The 15,465-nt window shown below is 69.6% G+C and carries 17 protein-coding genes; 3 read left to right on the top strand and 14 right to left on the bottom strand.

The features are described 5' to 3' along the window. Positions 1-24: 24 nt before the first annotated feature. From FKR81_RS11585 to FKR81_RS11565, 5 genes are all read right to left on the bottom strand, one after another. Complete coding sequence (locus FKR81_RS11585) at positions 25-948, bottom strand: trypsin-like serine peptidase (protein WP_146351003.1); 924 nt, start codon at positions 946-948, stop codon at positions 25-27. A gap of 111 nt (positions 949-1,059) precedes the next feature. Next, positions 1,060-1,809, bottom strand: coding sequence for a maleylpyruvate isomerase family mycothiol-dependent enzyme (locus FKR81_RS11580; protein WP_222598228.1), 750 nt, complete (start codon positions 1,807-1,809; stop codon positions 1,060-1,062). Next, positions 1,806-2,423: a TetR/AcrR family transcriptional regulator gene (locus FKR81_RS11575; protein WP_146351002.1), complete on the bottom strand. Its 618-nt coding sequence runs from the start codon at positions 2,421-2,423 to the stop codon at positions 1,806-1,808. The genes FKR81_RS11580 and FKR81_RS11575 overlap by 4 nt, the downstream gene beginning before the upstream one ends. A gap of 51 nt (positions 2,424-2,474) precedes the next feature. Continuing rightward, on the bottom strand, positions 2,475-3,134 hold the full coding sequence (locus FKR81_RS11570) for a maleylpyruvate isomerase family mycothiol-dependent enzyme (protein ID WP_146351001.1): 660 nt from the start codon (positions 3,132-3,134) through the stop codon (positions 2,475-2,477). An 8-nt stretch (positions 3,135-3,142) separates the two neighbouring features. Further along, entirely contained in the window at positions 3,143-3,538 is a 396-nt protein-coding gene (locus FKR81_RS11565) for a DUF3224 domain-containing protein (RefSeq protein ID WP_146351000.1), read from the bottom strand. Between the two features lie 49 nt (positions 3,539-3,587). On the opposite strand from FKR81_RS11565, the gene FKR81_RS11560 reads away from it, so the two are divergent. Then, positions 3,588-4,568, top strand: a complete 981-nt coding sequence (locus FKR81_RS11560) for a helix-turn-helix transcriptional regulator (protein ID WP_146350999.1) — start codon at positions 3,588-3,590, stop codon at positions 4,566-4,568. Next, positions 4,559-5,392: an aldo/keto reductase gene (locus FKR81_RS11555; RefSeq protein ID WP_146350998.1), complete on the top strand. Its 834-nt coding sequence runs from the start codon at positions 4,559-4,561 to the stop codon at positions 5,390-5,392. Before FKR81_RS11560 ends, FKR81_RS11555 begins: the two co-directional genes overlap by 10 nt. Here FKR81_RS11555 and FKR81_RS11550 read toward each other — a convergent pair. From FKR81_RS11550 to FKR81_RS11530, 5 genes are all read right to left on the bottom strand, one after another. After that, the gene (locus FKR81_RS11550) at positions 5,389-7,155 is read right to left on the bottom strand and encodes a substrate-binding domain-containing protein (protein WP_146350997.1); all 1,767 of its coding nucleotides are present in this window, start codon (positions 7,153-7,155) and stop codon (positions 5,389-5,391) included. The two genes, FKR81_RS11555 and FKR81_RS11550, sit on opposite strands and share 4 nt — an antisense overlap. 76 nt (positions 7,156-7,231) lie before the next feature. Beyond that, positions 7,232-8,293 carry an NlpC/P60 family protein gene (locus tag FKR81_RS11545; RefSeq protein ID WP_235921461.1) on the bottom strand — a complete coding sequence of 354 codons (1,062 nt, stop codon included), beginning with the start codon at positions 8,291-8,293 and terminating at the stop codon, positions 7,232-7,234. Beyond that, positions 8,290-8,778: a poly-gamma-glutamate biosynthesis protein PgsC/CapC gene (locus FKR81_RS11540; RefSeq protein WP_235921460.1), complete on the bottom strand. Its 489-nt coding sequence runs from the start codon at positions 8,776-8,778 to the stop codon at positions 8,290-8,292. The genes FKR81_RS11545 and FKR81_RS11540 overlap by 4 nt, the downstream gene beginning before the upstream one ends. Then, positions 8,775-9,983, bottom strand: a complete 1,209-nt coding sequence (gene pgsB, locus FKR81_RS11535) for a poly-gamma-glutamate synthase PgsB (protein ID WP_146350996.1) — start codon at positions 9,981-9,983, stop codon at positions 8,775-8,777. The genes FKR81_RS11540 and pgsB overlap by 4 nt, the downstream gene beginning before the upstream one ends. A 3-nt stretch (positions 9,984-9,986) precedes the next feature. Further along, complete coding sequence (locus FKR81_RS11530) at positions 9,987-12,050, bottom strand: cache domain-containing protein (RefSeq protein WP_235921488.1); 2,064 nt, start codon at positions 12,048-12,050, stop codon at positions 9,987-9,989. Between the two features lie 423 nt (positions 12,051-12,473). Between FKR81_RS11530 and FKR81_RS11525 the strand changes: the two genes are divergently transcribed. After that, positions 12,474-13,052, top strand: a complete 579-nt coding sequence (locus tag FKR81_RS11525) for a hypothetical protein (protein WP_146350994.1) — start codon at positions 12,474-12,476, stop codon at positions 13,050-13,052. Here FKR81_RS11525 and FKR81_RS11520 read toward each other — a convergent pair. Genes FKR81_RS11520 through FKR81_RS11505 form a run of 4 tightly spaced genes read right to left on the bottom strand, consistent with a single transcriptional unit; the run spans position 12,987 to position 15,313 of the window. After that, the gene (locus FKR81_RS11520; protein ID WP_146350993.1) at positions 12,987-13,895 is read right to left on the bottom strand and encodes a 3-methyladenine DNA glycosylase; all 909 of its coding nucleotides are present in this window, start codon (positions 13,893-13,895) and stop codon (positions 12,987-12,989) included. The genes FKR81_RS11525 and FKR81_RS11520 overlap by 66 nt on opposite strands. A gap of 11 nt (positions 13,896-13,906) precedes the next feature. Then, the gene (locus FKR81_RS11515) at positions 13,907-14,149 is read right to left on the bottom strand and encodes a hypothetical protein (RefSeq protein ID WP_146350992.1); all 243 of its coding nucleotides are present in this window, start codon (positions 14,147-14,149) and stop codon (positions 13,907-13,909) included. A 4-nt stretch (positions 14,150-14,153) separates the two neighbouring features. Further along, the gene (locus FKR81_RS11510) at positions 14,154-14,927 is read right to left on the bottom strand and encodes a protein kinase family protein (RefSeq protein WP_146350991.1); all 774 of its coding nucleotides are present in this window, start codon (positions 14,925-14,927) and stop codon (positions 14,154-14,156) included. Beyond that, positions 14,927-15,313: a glycine-rich domain-containing protein gene (locus FKR81_RS11505; RefSeq protein ID WP_146350990.1), complete on the bottom strand. Its 387-nt coding sequence runs from the start codon at positions 15,311-15,313 to the stop codon at positions 14,927-14,929. The genes FKR81_RS11510 and FKR81_RS11505 overlap by 1 nt, the downstream gene beginning before the upstream one ends. Between the last annotated feature and the right edge of the window lie 152 nt (positions 15,314-15,465).

Here is a 15,465-nt window from a genome sequence, read left to right as displayed (position 1 = left end):
GGGATTCGGGCGATTCCCGTTGCACTACATGTTCTTCACCTGGTCGAACAGGCTGCCCGCGGTGTCGTAGCTGAAGTACGGGCTCTGCCACTTGAACACGTTCGACGGGCTGCCGTTCCAGAACATCCAGCTGTTGACCCCGTTGACGTACGCCCAGAACGTGGCGCCGTAGTTCTCCAGCCACGGCCCGCCGGACGCGCCGCCGGTCATGTTGCAGCTGAGGGTCGGGAACCCGCCCTCGTTGCGGGTGTTGCCGTTGCACTGGTACAGCAGGCTGCCGTTGAACGGCGGGCCCGCCGGGTAGCCGAACATGTAGGTGCGCAGACCGTAGCCGGCGCCCCACTTGATGCCCTGGCCGCCGACCGCGTCGACGATCCGGCGTCCGTTGAGCTGCTGCATGACGACCGCGGCCACGTCGAAGGCGCGGTTGGCGTTGTTGATCCACGCCGTCTTCGTCCACTGCTGGTAGGCGTTCCACGTGCCGTACGGCCGGTTGCCGTTGTTGTAGCCGGGCACGAACACCCACCTGTTGACGTCGAACCAGCCGCGGCCCGCGCCGCCGCCGTGCACGCAGTGGCCCGCGGTGAAGACCAGCTTCTTGCCGTCGCTGTTCACCGTGCTGCCGCTGCACGACATGTTCTGGCCCTGGTCGCTCACGAAGAACACCCGGCCGGACATGGTGATCACGTCAGCGCTGGCCTGCACGCCCTTCGGCGCCACGCCGTCGTGCTTGCCCGATGGTCCGGGTCTGGGCACCGCCTGCTGTTGTTGCGAGACGGTCGCCTGGGGCAGGTCGGCCGGGATCGCGGACTTCATGCGCTCCGGGGTCCAGTACTCCTCGGAGCTCTGGATCGTCGACGCCGTCGGGGAACCCGCGTTCTGCGCCGCCGCCGGGGCGGCTTGCGCCGGGCTTGCGACGGCCACCGCCACCGCCCAAGCCACGAGCACTGAGCCAATAGAGGGAATTAATCGCATGGTGAATCAACCTCCGTCGAGGTCCGATTTCTAGGAACGCGGAAATATTAGCGTTAACGGTGTTTTTCCGCGTTACGCCATTCGTTAGAAGGGTACTTCCGTCGGAGGTAGGCCGTCTGCCTGCGCACGCCCTGACAAGGCACGACAGAACTCCACGGCGTCCAGCGCAACCTCGGGAGCCGCGCCGCTGCTCCAAGTGCCGCCTGCTGGTCCGGTCAGTCGCAAATTGAACGACCGGCCGTGCCGTTCGGCCCATTCCTGGACAACGTCGTTGACGAGTAGGCCGTCGTGTTCATGTGTGAGAACGAGCTCGGCGCCGGTCGTCCTGCTGATGTCGGCCCGGTGCATCCACGGGTCGCGCGTCATGATCACGTCGGTGAGGAAGCCGAGCGTCCAGGTCTCCTCTCGGCCGTTGATCACCTGGTTGGGAGACATCTTCTGCCGGCGCAGGAACCAGGGCGTGCGGCGTCTCGCCTGCGCGGCCTTGGGCGTCACCCGCGCGTACTGCTCGATGATGTCGGCCGGGCTCAGGTGTGCGCGTTCCTCGACCTGCAACCCGGTCAACGCGTCGATGAACTCGCCGCCGCGGCCCTGGGCGATCTTGAGCTGGCGCATGCTCTCCCGGATCGACGCGGACATCTCGGCCATGCCCAGCAGGTGCGCGGCCATCGCGCGAACGTCCCAGCCCGCGCACTCGGTCGGCTTGGCCCAGTCTCCGGGCGCGAGGCTCTGGAGCAGCTGGAGGAATCGCTCGTACTCGGTCTGCGCCAGGCGCATCGCGGTGTCGCGGTCGAGTGCGGACGTGCGCGGCTTCTCGGCGGTGGCGGTGGTCATCTGCTGCTCCTCAGTCTCGGCCCTGGCAGGTTCACGTCGTCCGCGAACATGTCCACGACTCGGGGAAGGTGACGGCGCCAGCGGTCGCCGCCGGGATCGTTGGCCAGCTGCATGTCGACGAGCCCGCCGCCCAGTGCCGTGTAGAGGTCGATGTCCGCCTCGTCGGTGATGCCGAGTGAGCGCATCGTCCGGTGCAGCTGCGCCATGACCTCGACGGACGGCGCGTACGACGCGGGGCTCGGCTCGAAGCCGGGGATCGAGCGCTGGTTCATGAGCTGGTAGCGCGCCAGGTCGGCCGTCGCGAAGTCGAAGAAGTGCCGCAACATCGACAGCAGCGCTTCGCGCGGTGCGTCGGGCAGCGTCCGGAGGTGCTCGGTGACGCGGTCGAGGTAGAGCGCCCACGCGTCGCCGAACATCGCGTCGTAGATCGCGTTCTTCGACTCGAAGTGCGAGTACAGCGACGGTGAGCGCATGCCGACGATGGCCGCGACCTCGCGCAACGTGACCGCGGAGATCCCGTCGCGCCGCGCGATCTCCCACGCGGCGTCGACTATCTCCCTTCGTGTGGCCTCACGTCGTTCGGCCCGCCTATCGCGATTAGGTGCAGCGCTCATGGTTAGGCACGGTCCGCTTCGGGACCGTGCCTGTCAAGCCTTGGACGCGACTTACTCGGTGAAGTCGGACTGCCGGTGCTTGCCGAACAACGCGAGGCTGGAGATCCAGGTGTCCGGGTCGCCATCCCAGTTCATGGCCTTGATCTGGTCCGCGCTCCGCCGCCCGCCGATGGCCCGCAGCAGCTCGAACGACGACGCGTGCAGCGTGCCCTGCGGATCGCCGCTCCCGATGACCCGCTCGCCGTGCTCCAGCTCGACGCGCAACGCGGGCACGGCGTTCTCGCGCATCCGCTTGTCCAGCTCCTGCAAGGGTTTCGTCAACGCGGACCGCACTGCCACGTTCTCGCGCTCGCCCGGCTGATCGAGTGCGGCGCGCAGGTCGTGCTCGTGCATGACGACCTCGGTGATCAGCACCGAGCCCATGGGCGTGTCGAACAGCGGCTCGGCGAGCTGCCGGTTGGAGTCCCACTCGACGAACGCGTCGTCGATGGTGTTGTCCTTGCGGTCGCGGACCTGCCGCTCGCCCCACTCGCCGGACTCGACGCCGTCGAAGCGGCGGTCCACGAAGTCGCGCAGGCCGCCGCCGAGATGAGCCACCACGTCTTTGACCGACCAACCGGGACAGGCGTTCACGGGCGTGCCGCCGTCCTTCCCCGTCACCAGGTCGGTGATCCGCTGCTTGGTCGCGTCGTAGATGGCCGCATTGCTCATGGGTGACCTCACACGTCGTACTCCAGCGTGAACGTGGCGGTGCCAGTCTCCGCCCAGTCCGCCACGGCCGCACCACGCAGACCGGTGAGCCCGCCGGACGCGCCGACGACGGTGATCTCGGCGGTGACCTTGCCGTCCTCGTAGGCACCGATGTGCCTCAGGATGATCGTGCCCTCGCGGTCGCCGACGCGGCCGGTGAACTCCTCCATCGCCACGGTCTCGCAGCGCGTCTCGTCGTAGTACGACATGAGGTAGCGGCACGCGCTCGTGCCCTCGACCTCGCCGGAGTAGCCGAACGTCACCAGCGCCTCGGTCATCTTCGGGCCGGTGACCTCGGTGTACGGCCTGCCGTCCCAGGTCTTCTCGTCCCAGCTCTGCACTTCGATGCTTCCGGTTGCCTTCATGACGCCCACTCTGCTGGCAGTACCTGACAACTTGTGTCAGGTTTGTCCGGTGAAAGCCAGCAGGTTGTTGTCGGTGCTGCTGCTGCTCCAGTCGCGCGGCCGGATGACCGCGCAGGTGCTGGCCGACGAGCTCGAGGTCTCGGTGCGCACGGTGTACCGCGACGTCGAGGCGTTGTCGGCCGCCGGGGTGCCCGTGTACGCCGATCGCGGGCCCGCGGGCGGCTACCAGCTGCTGGACGGCTACCGCACCCGGCTCACCGGGCTGACCACCGAGGAGGCCGAGTCGCTGTTCCTGGCCGGACTGCCCGGCCCCGCCGCCGAACTGGGCCTCGGCACGGTCGTCGCGGCCGCGCAGCTCAAGCTGATGGCCGCGCTGCCGCCCGAGCTGCGGTCGCGGGCGTCGCGCATCCGCGAGCGCTTCCACCTCGACACGCCGTCGTGGTTCCGTGGGCAGGAGCAGTCGCCGCACCTGGCGGTGATCGCCGAGTCGGTGTGGAACCAGCGCCGCCTGCACCTGCGCTACCAGCGGTGGGGCGGTCAGGCGCTGGTCGTCGAACGGACCGTCGAGCCGCTCGGGCTTGTGGTGAAGGCGGGCGTCTGGTACCTCGTGGCCGGTGCTCCCGAGCCGCGGACCTACCGCGTCTCACGGGTGCTGGAGCTCGCCGAAGGGGACGCGTTCGAACGCCCGGAGGACTTCGACCTGGCCGAGTTCTGGACGGCGTGGTCGGACCGGTTCGAGCGGACCCTGTACGGCACGCGCGTGCGCGTGCGGATGACGAAGGCCGGGCTGGACCGGTCCCAGTACCGGCTGACCGGCTTCCAGGCGCGGTTCATCCGATCACTGGAACCCGCGCCGGGGGAGGAGTTCGACTTCCCGACCGAGTCGCTCCGGCACGCCTATGGTGACCTGCTGGGACTCGGCGCCGAGGTCGAGGTGGTGTCCCCTGTGGAGCTGCGCGAGCAGATGATTCAGACGATCTCGGCGATGCACTCCGTGTACGAAGGTGGAAAGCTGCCTCCATGGGAGTAGTTCCTCTGATCGGGCTCAACAACGGAGTACGCATCCCCCAACTCGGCTTCGGCGTCTTCCAGGTGCCGGAGGACCAGGTCGCGGGCGCCGTGCGCACCGCGCTGGAAGCCGGCTACCGGAGCATCGACACCGCGGCCGCCTACCGCAACGAGGCCGGCGTCGGCGACGCACTGGCCGCCAGCGGCATCCCCCGTTCGGAACTGTTCGTCACCACGAAGCTGTGGAACTCCGACCAGGGCTACGACTCGACCCTGCGCGCGTTCGACGCCAGCATGAGCAAGCTGCGCCTCGACGTGCTCGACCTCTACCTGATCCACTGGCCGACCCCGCGGCGCGATCTCTACGTCGAGTCGTGGAAGGCGCTGGAGAAGCTCTACGCCGACGGCCGCGTGCGCGCCATCGGCGTGTCCAACTTCCACACCGAGCACCTGCAGCGGCTGTTCGACGAAACGTCGATCACGCCCGCCGTCAACCAGATCGAGCTGCACCCGTTGCTGGCGCAGGAAGACATGCGCAAGGTGCACGTCACCCACCGCATCGCGACCGAGGCGTGGTCCCCGCTCGCGCGCGGCGGCGAACTGCTGCACGACGAGGCGATCCGCGGCCTGGCGGACAAGTACGCCAAGACGCCCGCTCAGATCGTGCTGCGGTGGCACATCCAGATCGGCAACGTCGTGATCCCCAAGTCGGTCACGCCGTACCGCGTCAAGGAGAACATCGACGTCTTCGACTTCGAGCTCGCCCTGGACGACATGGCCGTCATCAATGAACTCAACAACGGGACCCGAACGGGCCCGGATCCGGACAAGTTCAACAGCGCCTAAGTCTGCTCGGACAGCAACTGTCCCAGCGCCGGGTCGATGCCCTTTCCGTCCTCCACGACGGAAAGGGTTCCCCCGGTCGACTTGGCGATGTCCGTCAGCGCCTGACGGTCCGGTTCGGACCCGACGGCGATGAACGAGACCACCACGTCGTTCTTCTTGAGCTCCTTGAGCTTGTCCTTCAACGCCGCCAGGTCGATGCCACCGTCGTTGCGCCCGTCGGTGATCACGACGATCCGGTTCGGCTTGCCGGTCTGGAAGCCCTGCTGCGCCGAGCCGTAGACCGCGGCGAGGCTGCTGTAGAGGTGCGTGGCGTTGACGGGCTGCAACCCGTCGATCCCCGCGACGAGCGCATCCCGTTGCTGCCCAACGGGTCCGGTGGCGACGACCTGCTTGTACGGCTTGTCACCGTCGACGTTGCGGGAGAACTCCCACAGCCCCAGCGATCCTGAGACGGACCGGTCGACCTGGCCCTTCAACGCGGTCTTGAGCCAGTCGAGGCGGCTCTTCCCGTCCCCACCGGGCTCCTTCATCGACGCGGACACGTCGACGAGCAGCGTCACGACCTGGCCGCCGTTGTCGGCCGTCGCCCACGCCGCGGAGATCTGCTGCGTGGTGTTCTCGTCCGCGGGCACCAGGTTCTCGGTCGTCACGGCCCAGCGCACGCCGGGGGAGGGGTTCGGGTGCTCCTTCGACGACTCGACCCGCAAACCACCGCGCGCCAGGATCTTCTGCTGGTCCGGTTCCATCAGGAACTCGCGGAACGCCTGCGCCGCACGGGCTTCCGCCTCGCCGACGCCCTCACCGGCGAGCGGCACGTACGGGAAGTCCGCCACCGGCGTCGGCCCGCCCGCGGCGACACCGACCACGGGCTTCGCGGGCGCGGTGTTCTTCGCCTTGCCCAGGTTGTGCCGGTAGAGGTCGACCTCGAACACCGGCACGCCGCTGAACCCGGCGCTGTTGACCTCGGGCTTCTCGCTGAGCTTCGCCAGCAGGTCGAACGTGCTGCCCGTCGTCTCGCCCTGCGCGGCGGCGAGCTTGCTCATCGTGGACTTCACCGGCGCCATCGCGAGCATCTCGACGGTCACCGGGCCCTTGCCGGTCGGGCTCGCCCCGGCCAGCGCGGACTGGATCGCCATCGCGGTCGCCGTGTTCGTCGCCGGGTCGGGCATCGCGACGCTGAACCGGCCCCACGCGGCCTGGCCGTACTTGGCCCAGTTCGTGACGTCGGGCAGGTCGGTCCACCGGAAGCTGTTGCCGGTCATCAACGCCTGCGCGCCCGCCTCGGGCACCGCGAGCAGGACCGGGCTGGTGGCGATGGACTTGGGTTCGGCGCCGAGCAGCGCGCGGTTCTGCGCGGCCAGCCGGTTCGCCCAGAGCGAGGAGTCGGGCAGCCACGCGTGCGGGCGTCCGCCGAGCTTGGCCTCGTCCCAGGTGGTGGTGAGGCTGTCCTGCACGACCTGCGGCTCGACGGACTTCACCTCGACGACGATGCAGTGGTCGTAGACGACGGGCCGCTGGGCGCTCCACGCCTTCGCGACCTCGACGACGGAGTCCGCGATGGTCGGGGTCGCCGCGATCCGCAGCAGGGCCTCGCCCTCGCTGCAGTTCTTCGCCTGCGCCGCGGCCCTGTCCTCGAGCACCCCGCCGACCCAGGTCCAGCCCAGGTAGCCGAGACCGAGCAGGGCGACGAGTGCCACGATGGCGACCGGCCACTTGGCGACTCCGCGCCGGACCCTCGCCCGCAGCGCGCGGTGTCGAGACATCGACTTCCCTTTTCTCCGGTGACCCCCGACGACCGATCGTCACGCTAACAGGTGAATCGGTGGGGTGACCGTGAAATCAAATACGCCGGGCAGCCCGGAATCCCCTCGAATACATACCGCCGTCATCCAGCAACGACGTGCCACCGAGGTCGCCGAACGTCGGACCATTCGCCCGTTCGCGGCTCGACACGAACCGGTGATGGCCGTCCGAATCCAGCCCGAGGTAGATGCCCGCGTGGTCGAGTTGGTCCTCACCCTGCTCGACCTCGAAGAACACCAGGTCACCCGGCTGGAGCACGCCGTACTCGGTGGTGCGCTGACGACGGTTCGGTACCACCAGCGCGCCCGGCCCGGACTCGGCGATCGCGAACGCCCTGCGCGGCAGCCCCTGTCCGGCCTCGTTCGTGCCGAGGAGCGGGTAGCCGAGCCGGTACCCGTAGACCATCCGCACGAAGCCCGAGCAGTCGAGCGCGCCCAGGTGCGCCGGCTTGGGCTTGCGTGCGCCGGCGTCCGGGAACGTCCAGGTCAGGCCCAGGTAGTCGAGGAAGTCGGACTGCTCCAGCCTGCCCGCGCCACCGGCCGCGACCGGCCCGAACTGCGCGTCACCGCGGAACCGCACGGCCTTCGCGTCCTTCTCGGCCGGCGCGCCGTTGAGGTACTCCATCGCGACGGCGAGCACGTCCGGGCTCTGGTCGGTGAGCACCTTGTCCAGCCACGGCCGGAACCACTGCGCCTTCTCCGCGCCCGCCTCCCACGGCTGGTCGAGCAGCCGCACCCACACCGTCGTGTTGACCGCCGCCGTGGTGAACGCGGGCTCCTTGAACGACCTGGCGGGCCCGGTCAGCGCCACCGTGCGCGCGCCGTCCGTCATGGTCGCCACGACCGCGCCGTTCGCGTCGCGCACCACGGTGCGCGGCGGGCCGTCCAACCGGTCGAACCGGAACGACGCGCCCGCGGGCGCGGACGCCGTGACCTTCTCCAGCGGCAGCGCCTTCGGCAGCTGGTCGGCGACCGGCTCCTGCATCGCCACGTACACCGCGCCCGCCCCGGACACGCAGATCACGCCGAGCAGCACCGTCATCCGCACCCAGCGCGGCCACGGCTTGCCGGTGGTGTTGGTCGACACGCGCAGCTTCACAGGGCAGGCACCAGCCCGATCAGCACGCCGCTCATCACGACGCCGTAGCTCACCAGGCTCACCGCGCCGGTCGCGAGGACCGTCGCCAGCGGCGGCTGGCGCACCAGCTGGTAGGCGATCAGGCCGGGCACGACGAAGCCGAGCGTCTGGTGGATGAACAACGTCGGCGCGTCGTGCAGGACGAGCAGGAACAGCCCGCTCTGCAACAGCACCGCGGTCAGCACCACCGCCGCGAACAGCCGCTTGCCGTAGAGGATGACGAACCGTTGCAGCAGCCGCGTCGCGCCGTAGGTGAGCGCCGTCATCAGCACGATGATCGCGACGAACTCCGCCTTCGTGACCAGCGTCAGCGCCAGCCAGCCCGGCGTGATCATCCCGCCCGGCGACAGGTTCGTCGTCAGGTAGCAGACCAGTGAGAACACCAGCCCGATGGCGAGTGCGAGGGTCATGACCCCCGGCAGCATCAGTTGGCCGGTGGCGTTCAACGGGGGCTCCTCGGTTCGGTCTGCGGGTCGAAGGTCAGCGGGTGCAACGCCTCCAGCAGCAGCTCGCCCTGGCCGTGGATGTTGCCGACGGTCACGACCGACGCCTCACCGCCGTCCGGGACGCCTGCGAACAACGCTTTGACGAGCTCGCTGGAGTCGCGGCGGCCACCGAGGTCCGTGACGGTGTCCTGCCAGTCCGGGTGCACGGCGTTGCGCGCGCTGCGGGTCGGTTCGCCGATCAGCACGACCCGGTCCGGCGCGATGTGCTCGACCAGCGCGCCCATCTGCCCGTTGCGCTCCACCCGGTCGGGACGGCAGTTGATCACCACGTGCAGCGGGCGCGCGATGGCGCCCTGGCCGAGCAGCTGCTCGATGTTCATCAGCGTCGACTCCGGGTCGTTGGCGGCGAACACGTTCGCCAGCCGCAGCCGTTTCCGGCCGTACCGGTGGTGCCGCACGCTCAGCACGCCGGGATCCGGCGGCGCCGACCACATGCCGGCGAGCGCGAGCGTCCGGTTCACGCCGAGCAGCTCGGCGACCTTCAGCGCGATGGCCACGTTCTCCTTGAACGTGATCCAGCTGAACCCGGCCATCTCCCGGTCGGACACCGACTCCGGGTCGACGACGATCAGCTCGCACGCGCGTCGCTTCGCCTGGTCCCGCAGGATGTCCAGCCGGTCGCGCTCCGCGGTCACGCACACGCCGCCGACCGGCATGGAGCGGCTCAGCGAGCGCGCGACGTCGTCGAGCGTCGGTCCCATCTCGGCGAGGTGGTCCTCGCGGACGTTGCACAGCACGCCGATGGTGGACCGGATCAGCTTGGTCTGGTTGATCTCCTGCAGGTCCGGCATCACCGCCATGCACTCGATCACCAGCGCGTCCGGGTGGTACGCGGCGGCGCGGCGCACGATGCCGATCTGCTCCACGACGTTCGCGATGCCGAACTTGCGGTAGACCGGCTCCTCGCTGCCGTCCGGGTGGATGAACCGCGCCGCGGTGCCGGTCGTCTTCGCGACCGTCACGAGCCCGCCGCCGCGCAGCGCGCCCGCGCACAGCCGGGTGATCGAGCTCTTCCCGCGGATGCCGTTGACCAGCACCCTCGTCGGGATCGTCTCCAGGTGGGCGAAGTGCCGCCGCTGCTCGACCACGCCCGCGAACAGCACGGCCGAGCAGGCGATGGCGAACACGCAGAACAGGAAGACCACGGCTCAGACCCGCACGGGCTTCATCAGCTCGGTGACGTCGGTCGCCGCGCCGCGCGGCCTGCGCACCACGCCCAGCCGTCCGACCCCGTCCACCAGCGCCTGCCGGCAGATCTCCAGGCAGCACGCGATCGTGCCGACCTGGTCCTGGCGCTGCGGGAAGATCGTCTCGCCGGTGTCGCCCTCGCGCAGCCGGTCGGCGGTGTCCGCCAGCCTGCGCAGCGGCCGCACCAGCACCAGGTGGTGCCAGCCGAACAGGGTCAGCGCGAGGATCGCACCCAGCAGTGCGACGAGCAGCGCACCGCGTTGCTCGACGTTGCCCGCCAGGTCCAGTTCGCTCGCGGGCTGCTCGGACACGACGGCCCAGTGCAGGTCGTTGTCGAGCCCGCGGGCCGCGATCACCGAGCGGCTGCCGGACACGTCCCGCACGTGCGTCGTCGGCGCACCGGCGAGCGCGTCGATCGCGCTGGTGCGCAACGCTTCCGCGCGCAGCGGTTCGAACGCGGAGAACCCGTGCGTTGACGCGATGGTCCGCAGCTCGGCGTCGACCAGCCGCACCTCGCCCGGCGCGCGGCGGAGCAGGTTCGACAGGTGCTCGACGTCGTACTCGGCGACCACCAGCCGCGTGCCGTCGCCCAGCGGCGCGTGCGCGAACAGCACCGGCACCGGACTGGTCGCGTCCTGCAGGCGGATGCCCTCGCCGGACGGCTTGGTCTCCTTGGCGCGCAACGGATCCCGGCCCGACGAGACCAGCGGCGCGCCCGCCTGGTCGACGACCGACACGTTGCGGTAGCGGCTCTGCCCTGCCAGCTGCTCGACGGCGGCCCTCATCGACTCGGTGTCCTGCGCGCCGTTGAGCTTGGCGAACGCGCGCACGTCGGCGAGGCCGTCGTTGATGCTGCGCCGCACGGCTTCCGCGGTGCCGCCGAGGAGGCTGTGGCTGCCCGCGACCACGGTGTTCGGGACGAGCACGGCGCCGCGTCCGGACGTGACCGCGACGGCCGCCGACCACGCGAGCACACCCGTGGCGGCGATGACGACGGCCAGCGCGGCCGAGTAGCGGCGGGCGCGTGGCGACTTGCGGGAGTGCTTGCGGCGCAACGCGCTCTGGCACTGCCGGACGGCGAGCGCGATCCGGTTGGCCTCGGCGCAGCGCGTCGTGCGGACGCGGTGGTCGAGGTCGCCGCCCGCGATGGCCAGCGCGTCCTCGCGCAGCCGCAGCACCGGCCCGACCAGCACCTTCCTGATCAGCGCGAAGCCGATCAGCGCGATGAGCGCGAGCGCCGCGGCGGGCAGCAGGCCCGGCCAGCGCGACACCGGGGTGGTCAGCGGCACCTCGGACACGGCCGCGACGGACAGCCCGAGCGCGCCGTTGAGGCTCTCGGACGTGACGGGCGCGTGCGCGACGACGGTGGCGTGCTTGTCGCCGTTCTCGACGACCGCACTGCCGACCTGGTCGGCACGGGCCGCGTCGCCGAGCAGCTTCTCGCTGGCGGTTTCCTTGGTGGGCGCGGTGCCGCGCGTGCCCACGACGTGACCCTCGCGGTCGAGCAGCACGAGGCCCTGCCGCAGGCCGGCGTCCAGCGGCGCGAACGGCACACCGGCGGCCATGGTCGCGACGAGCACGCGGCCGCTGTCGTCCGGGAGCTTCACGGCGACGACCATGCGCAGCTCGGGACCGGGCACCGGCGTCACCGACGCGTCGGTCTTGGCGGAGACCGCGTCGGCGGGCACCGGCTCACCGTGCGCGGACACCGTCGTCGCGCCGTCGAGGAGTGCGACACCGCGCCACTGCGGATGGCTGCCGAGCAGCGCCTCGGTGTTCACCGTCTTCGCCGCGGCGGCGGTGCGCAGGTCGTTCACGCCTTGCGCCGCGGTCGCCGCGACCGAGCGGGACAGCCCGTCGACGAGGCGTTCCTGCGACTGCACGAACGCGCCAGGTACGGCACCGTTGTCGTTGGTGCGCACCAGGAACGCGCACAGGCCTGCGAGCGCGAGCAACATCACCAGCAGCACCGCGGACGGGGTCTTCACCCCGGAGGGAAACCCGCTCTCCGGGATCTGCTCCACCAACCGCGGTCGGTCAGGTCTTCGTCTGCTCGCCATTTTCCCAGGACCCCCCCAGGTCAGTCCGATTCGAGTGCGTATCGCCCGAAAGCGTGCTCGCGTGACACGTTTGGCCCAATGAGTGCGGGGCATCACGTGTGCGAGGTTCACCCGAACGCGGGCAAGGGTGCCATATGGGTGGTTATCGTCCAAAGCGTGCGAGTCGGTCTGCGGGTGCGAGTGATCGGGACGCTGCTCGCAGGTTCCCTGCTGGTGGCGTGTTCGGGCAGGTCAGAGGCTCCGGTGATCGCTGAGCCCGATCTCGCCGACGTCATTGCGGAATTCACCACAGCCCTGTCACCGGACGTCTCGTTTCGGCGCCCATCGGCCCCGAAGCGGACAGCTCAGGAGCTTTTAGAGGGTTCCTCACCTGCGGGTTTCACCACCGTGAACGGCACCGACCCCGTCTCCGGCCGCAAGTACGCGCTGGCGCGGTCGTCCCGCGGCGACGGGCTCTACCTGGCCGACACGTCCACGTCGCTGCGCGTGGCGATCGAGGTGCCGCACCCGACCACCGACCTGGACACCGAACGCATCGGCCTCGCGCTGTGGCGCAAGGTGCCCGGCGCGATGCTGCTGGTCTCCGGCACCCACCGCCGCGTGGCCGACGTCGCACACGAGCCGGACACCGTCTTCCACGCCATGGCCGTCCGGCTGGCCGAGCAGGACGTGCCGCAGCTGCAGATCCACGGCTTCCACGACGGCAGCCTGCCGGACGCCGACGTCGTGGTGTCGCCCGGCAGCGCGGCCACCGGGCCTTTCGTGCGTTCTCTTGCCGAGTCGCTCAGCTCGTTCGAGGTCTGCCGCGGCTGGCAGTCGGAGTGCGGCAAGCTCGAGGGCACCCGCAACGTCCAGGGCCGCGCCTGCGCGGAGGCGGGCAGCCCGTTCGCACACGTCGAGCTATCGCGTTCCGTGCGGGAGGACCGTCAGGACGAGGTCGTCACCGCGCTGGCCGCCGGCCTGTAGTTCTTCGCAGAGCTCGATGAGCTGCCTTCTGAGCGGCTCGGCCCGTTTCGCGAACTCGGCCTGCTGCCGGACGTACTCGGCGCGCCCCTGCGGATCCTCGATCTTGATCGGCGGGTAGCCGAGGCCGGCCAGGTCGTACGGACTGGCGCGCATGTCCAGCTCACGCACGTCCCCCGCGAGCTCGAAGCAGTCCGCGACCAGCTCGGACGGCGTAGCGGGCTCGAGCTTGTAGGCCCACTTGAAGATGTCCATGTTCGCGTGGAGGCAACCGGGCTGCTCGTTCTCGGTCTGACCTTCGCGCGTCGGCTGAAGGGCGTTGCGCGGCCGCGCGTCCTCGGTGAAGAACCGGAACGCGTCGAAGTGCCCGCACTGGATCTTGGCGTTCTCGACGACCTCGTCGGTGTTCTCTTGGAGTCTGAGCGGCCACGCGTTGTGGCGGACCTGTTCCGGGGTCTGGCGGTACACCATGGCCCACTCGTGCAGCCCGAAGCAGTTGAGCCGGGCCGGTCGGCTGAGCGTGGCTTTCAGGAGTGCTTCGACGAAGGTCATCGTCTTACCGCGCGCCTCGCGGAAGCTGTCCTCGTCGAGGGTGACGCCCTGTGCGGTGACCTTGTAGTGCGGGATGTCCGCGTACTCGGTCGCGTCCTCGAGGATCACGCCGGGGCCGGGGTGCCAGCGCTCCAGGCGGACCGGCCGGTGCGAGTAGTACGTGAACAGGAAGTCGAGGACCGGGTGCTTCTCCTTGCGGAGCTTGCGTTCCTGGTGCGGACCCGTCCACCTGCGGACGCGGTCTACATGCGCGTCACGGCGCTCGTGCCACTCGGCTCGGGTGAGGACCTCCACGTCCGCCCAGGTTACAGGGGCGGGATGAGGCCGTTGAACGTGCGGCTGCCCGCGCAGTGCGGGCACTCGCGGCCGTTGTCGACCGTGCGCGCGGCGCCGCCGATGATGGCGAGCGTGGGGCTGGCGATGAAGCCCGCGCCACCGCACAGGTGGCACACCGTGCGGGCTTCGGGGGTGACGGAGAAGAGGTCGTCGTCGTCTTCCTCGTCCTCGAACTCGTCTTCGACCTCGTCGTACTCTTCGTCCTCGCCCATGGCGTCACGCTACCCGGTGCTGGGCCCACCGCTTCGCAACGTCCGCGAGTCGGCGGCGGTGTGGTTTCGGGTCCTTCTCGGCGAGCTGTGCCCACACCTGGCTCAGTGCCCTCACGAACTCGTCCGGGACTCGGTTCGTGTGGCGTTCCGCCTGTTCAGGGGTGTGGCCGGCGATCATCAGCCGGGTGGCGAAGAACGCGTCGTCCACCCACGATGCGCCTCTGCGCGCCCACGCCCAGTCGATCACCCGGACCCTGGTGTCGATCAAGAAGTTCAGCGGGTGCGGGTCGGTGTGCAGCAGCGTGTCGCCTTCGGTCATTTCGAGTGCTTTCGGGTCCACGTCCAGCTGCCGCCAGTGGTCGGCGAAGCTCGCGACTCTGATCTTCGGGCAAGGGGTGAGCTTCGTGTGGAGGTCGTGGAGCGCGTCGATGGTGGGAGCGATGTCTGGTGAGCCGGGGGAGAGGTCGGGGTGGCGGCCGCTGACGTGCTCGAAGCCGAGGAGAAGCCAGCCGTCCTGCTCAACGTTCCAGTGCAGGGCCGGGGCGATGCCCGGGAGGACGGGATGCACCGTCAGTTCGTTGCGGTGCATCCACGCCATGCGGCTGTCGGCTGCGACTGCCTTGCAGAAGAACCTGCCCTGCTCCGTGTCGAGAGCGACGGTGAGGGCCGAGTTGACGCCGCCCGTCACCGGGGTGGCCGTGGTGACGAGGCCGGTGTGCGCCGCGACCGCGTCCCGCACCTGGTCGGGCAGGTCTTCCCAGAGCATGTGCTTCGTCATCAGCAGCTGTTCTCCCACAGGGTTTCGTCGACGGTGAAGCCCGATGCCCTGATTGCCTCGATGGTGTGACCGGTGGTCGTGCCGCCCGGCTCGTCGGTCGGCACGTGGTGGATGAACCGTCCCGCGACCCGCTGGCAGAACTCGGCGTACTCGCGGGTGTGCAGCAGGAAGGCGTGCCACCCGATGTCGACCAGCCAGCTCGGCGACAGCGGCGTGCCGCGGTTGTCGGCGCACGCCTTGAGGAACACCGGCGCCTGGTCGACGATTCGTGCGGACAGGGTGGGGTCGAAGCCGTGGTCAGCCGTGATCCGGGCGACCAGGCGGTCGAACAGAGCGGTCGGCACGAGTGAGTGGCCGTCGAGCCGGTGGGTGTGCTGAACAGTCACGTCGGTCTCCTTCGGACGGGCGGTCCCAGTTGACGCAGTTGGTGCAGCCCGGCGCGCACCGGCTGGTCAGCCAGCTCACGCACTTCTCGCGGGCCTCTCTGATCCGGCGCTGGTTCTCGTCGGGCTGTGGTGCCATGCGAACCAGTGAAGGT

This window comes from Lentzea tibetensis, from assembly GCF_007845675.1.
Lineage (GTDB): Bacteria > Actinomycetota > Actinomycetes > Mycobacteriales > Pseudonocardiaceae > Lentzea > Lentzea tibetensis.
The sequence above is the reverse complement of the archived record's forward strand: the minus strand, read 5'-3'. Positions and strand labels throughout refer to the sequence as shown.

Coding starts and splice junctions, on each gene's coding strand:
- FKR81_RS11510 (WP_146350991.1), bottom strand. CDS start 14,927: ATGACGAAGCACATGCTCTGGGAAGACCTGCCCGACCAGGTGCGGGAC.
- FKR81_RS11570 (WP_146351001.1), bottom strand. CDS start 3,134: ATGAGCAATGCGGCCATCTACGACGCGACCAAGCAGCGGATCACCGAC.
- FKR81_RS11550 (WP_146350997.1), bottom strand. CDS start 7,155: ATGTCTCGACACCGCGCGCTGCGGGCGAGGGTCCGGCGCGGAGTCGCC.
- FKR81_RS11555 (WP_146350998.1), top strand. CDS start 4,559: ATGGGAGTAGTTCCTCTGATCGGGCTCAACAACGGAGTACGCATCCCC.
- FKR81_RS11575 (WP_146351002.1), bottom strand. CDS start 2,423: ATGAGCGCTGCACCTAATCGCGATAGGCGGGCCGAACGACGTGAGGCC.
- FKR81_RS11515 (WP_146350992.1), bottom strand. CDS start 14,149: ATGGGCGAGGACGAAGAGTACGACGAGGTCGAAGACGAGTTCGAGGAC.
- FKR81_RS11580 (WP_222598228.1), bottom strand. CDS start 1,809: ATGACCACCGCCACCGCCGAGAAGCCGCGCACGTCCGCACTCGACCGC.
- FKR81_RS11565 (WP_146351000.1), bottom strand. CDS start 3,538: ATGAAGGCAACCGGAAGCATCGAAGTGCAGAGCTGGGACGAGAAGACC.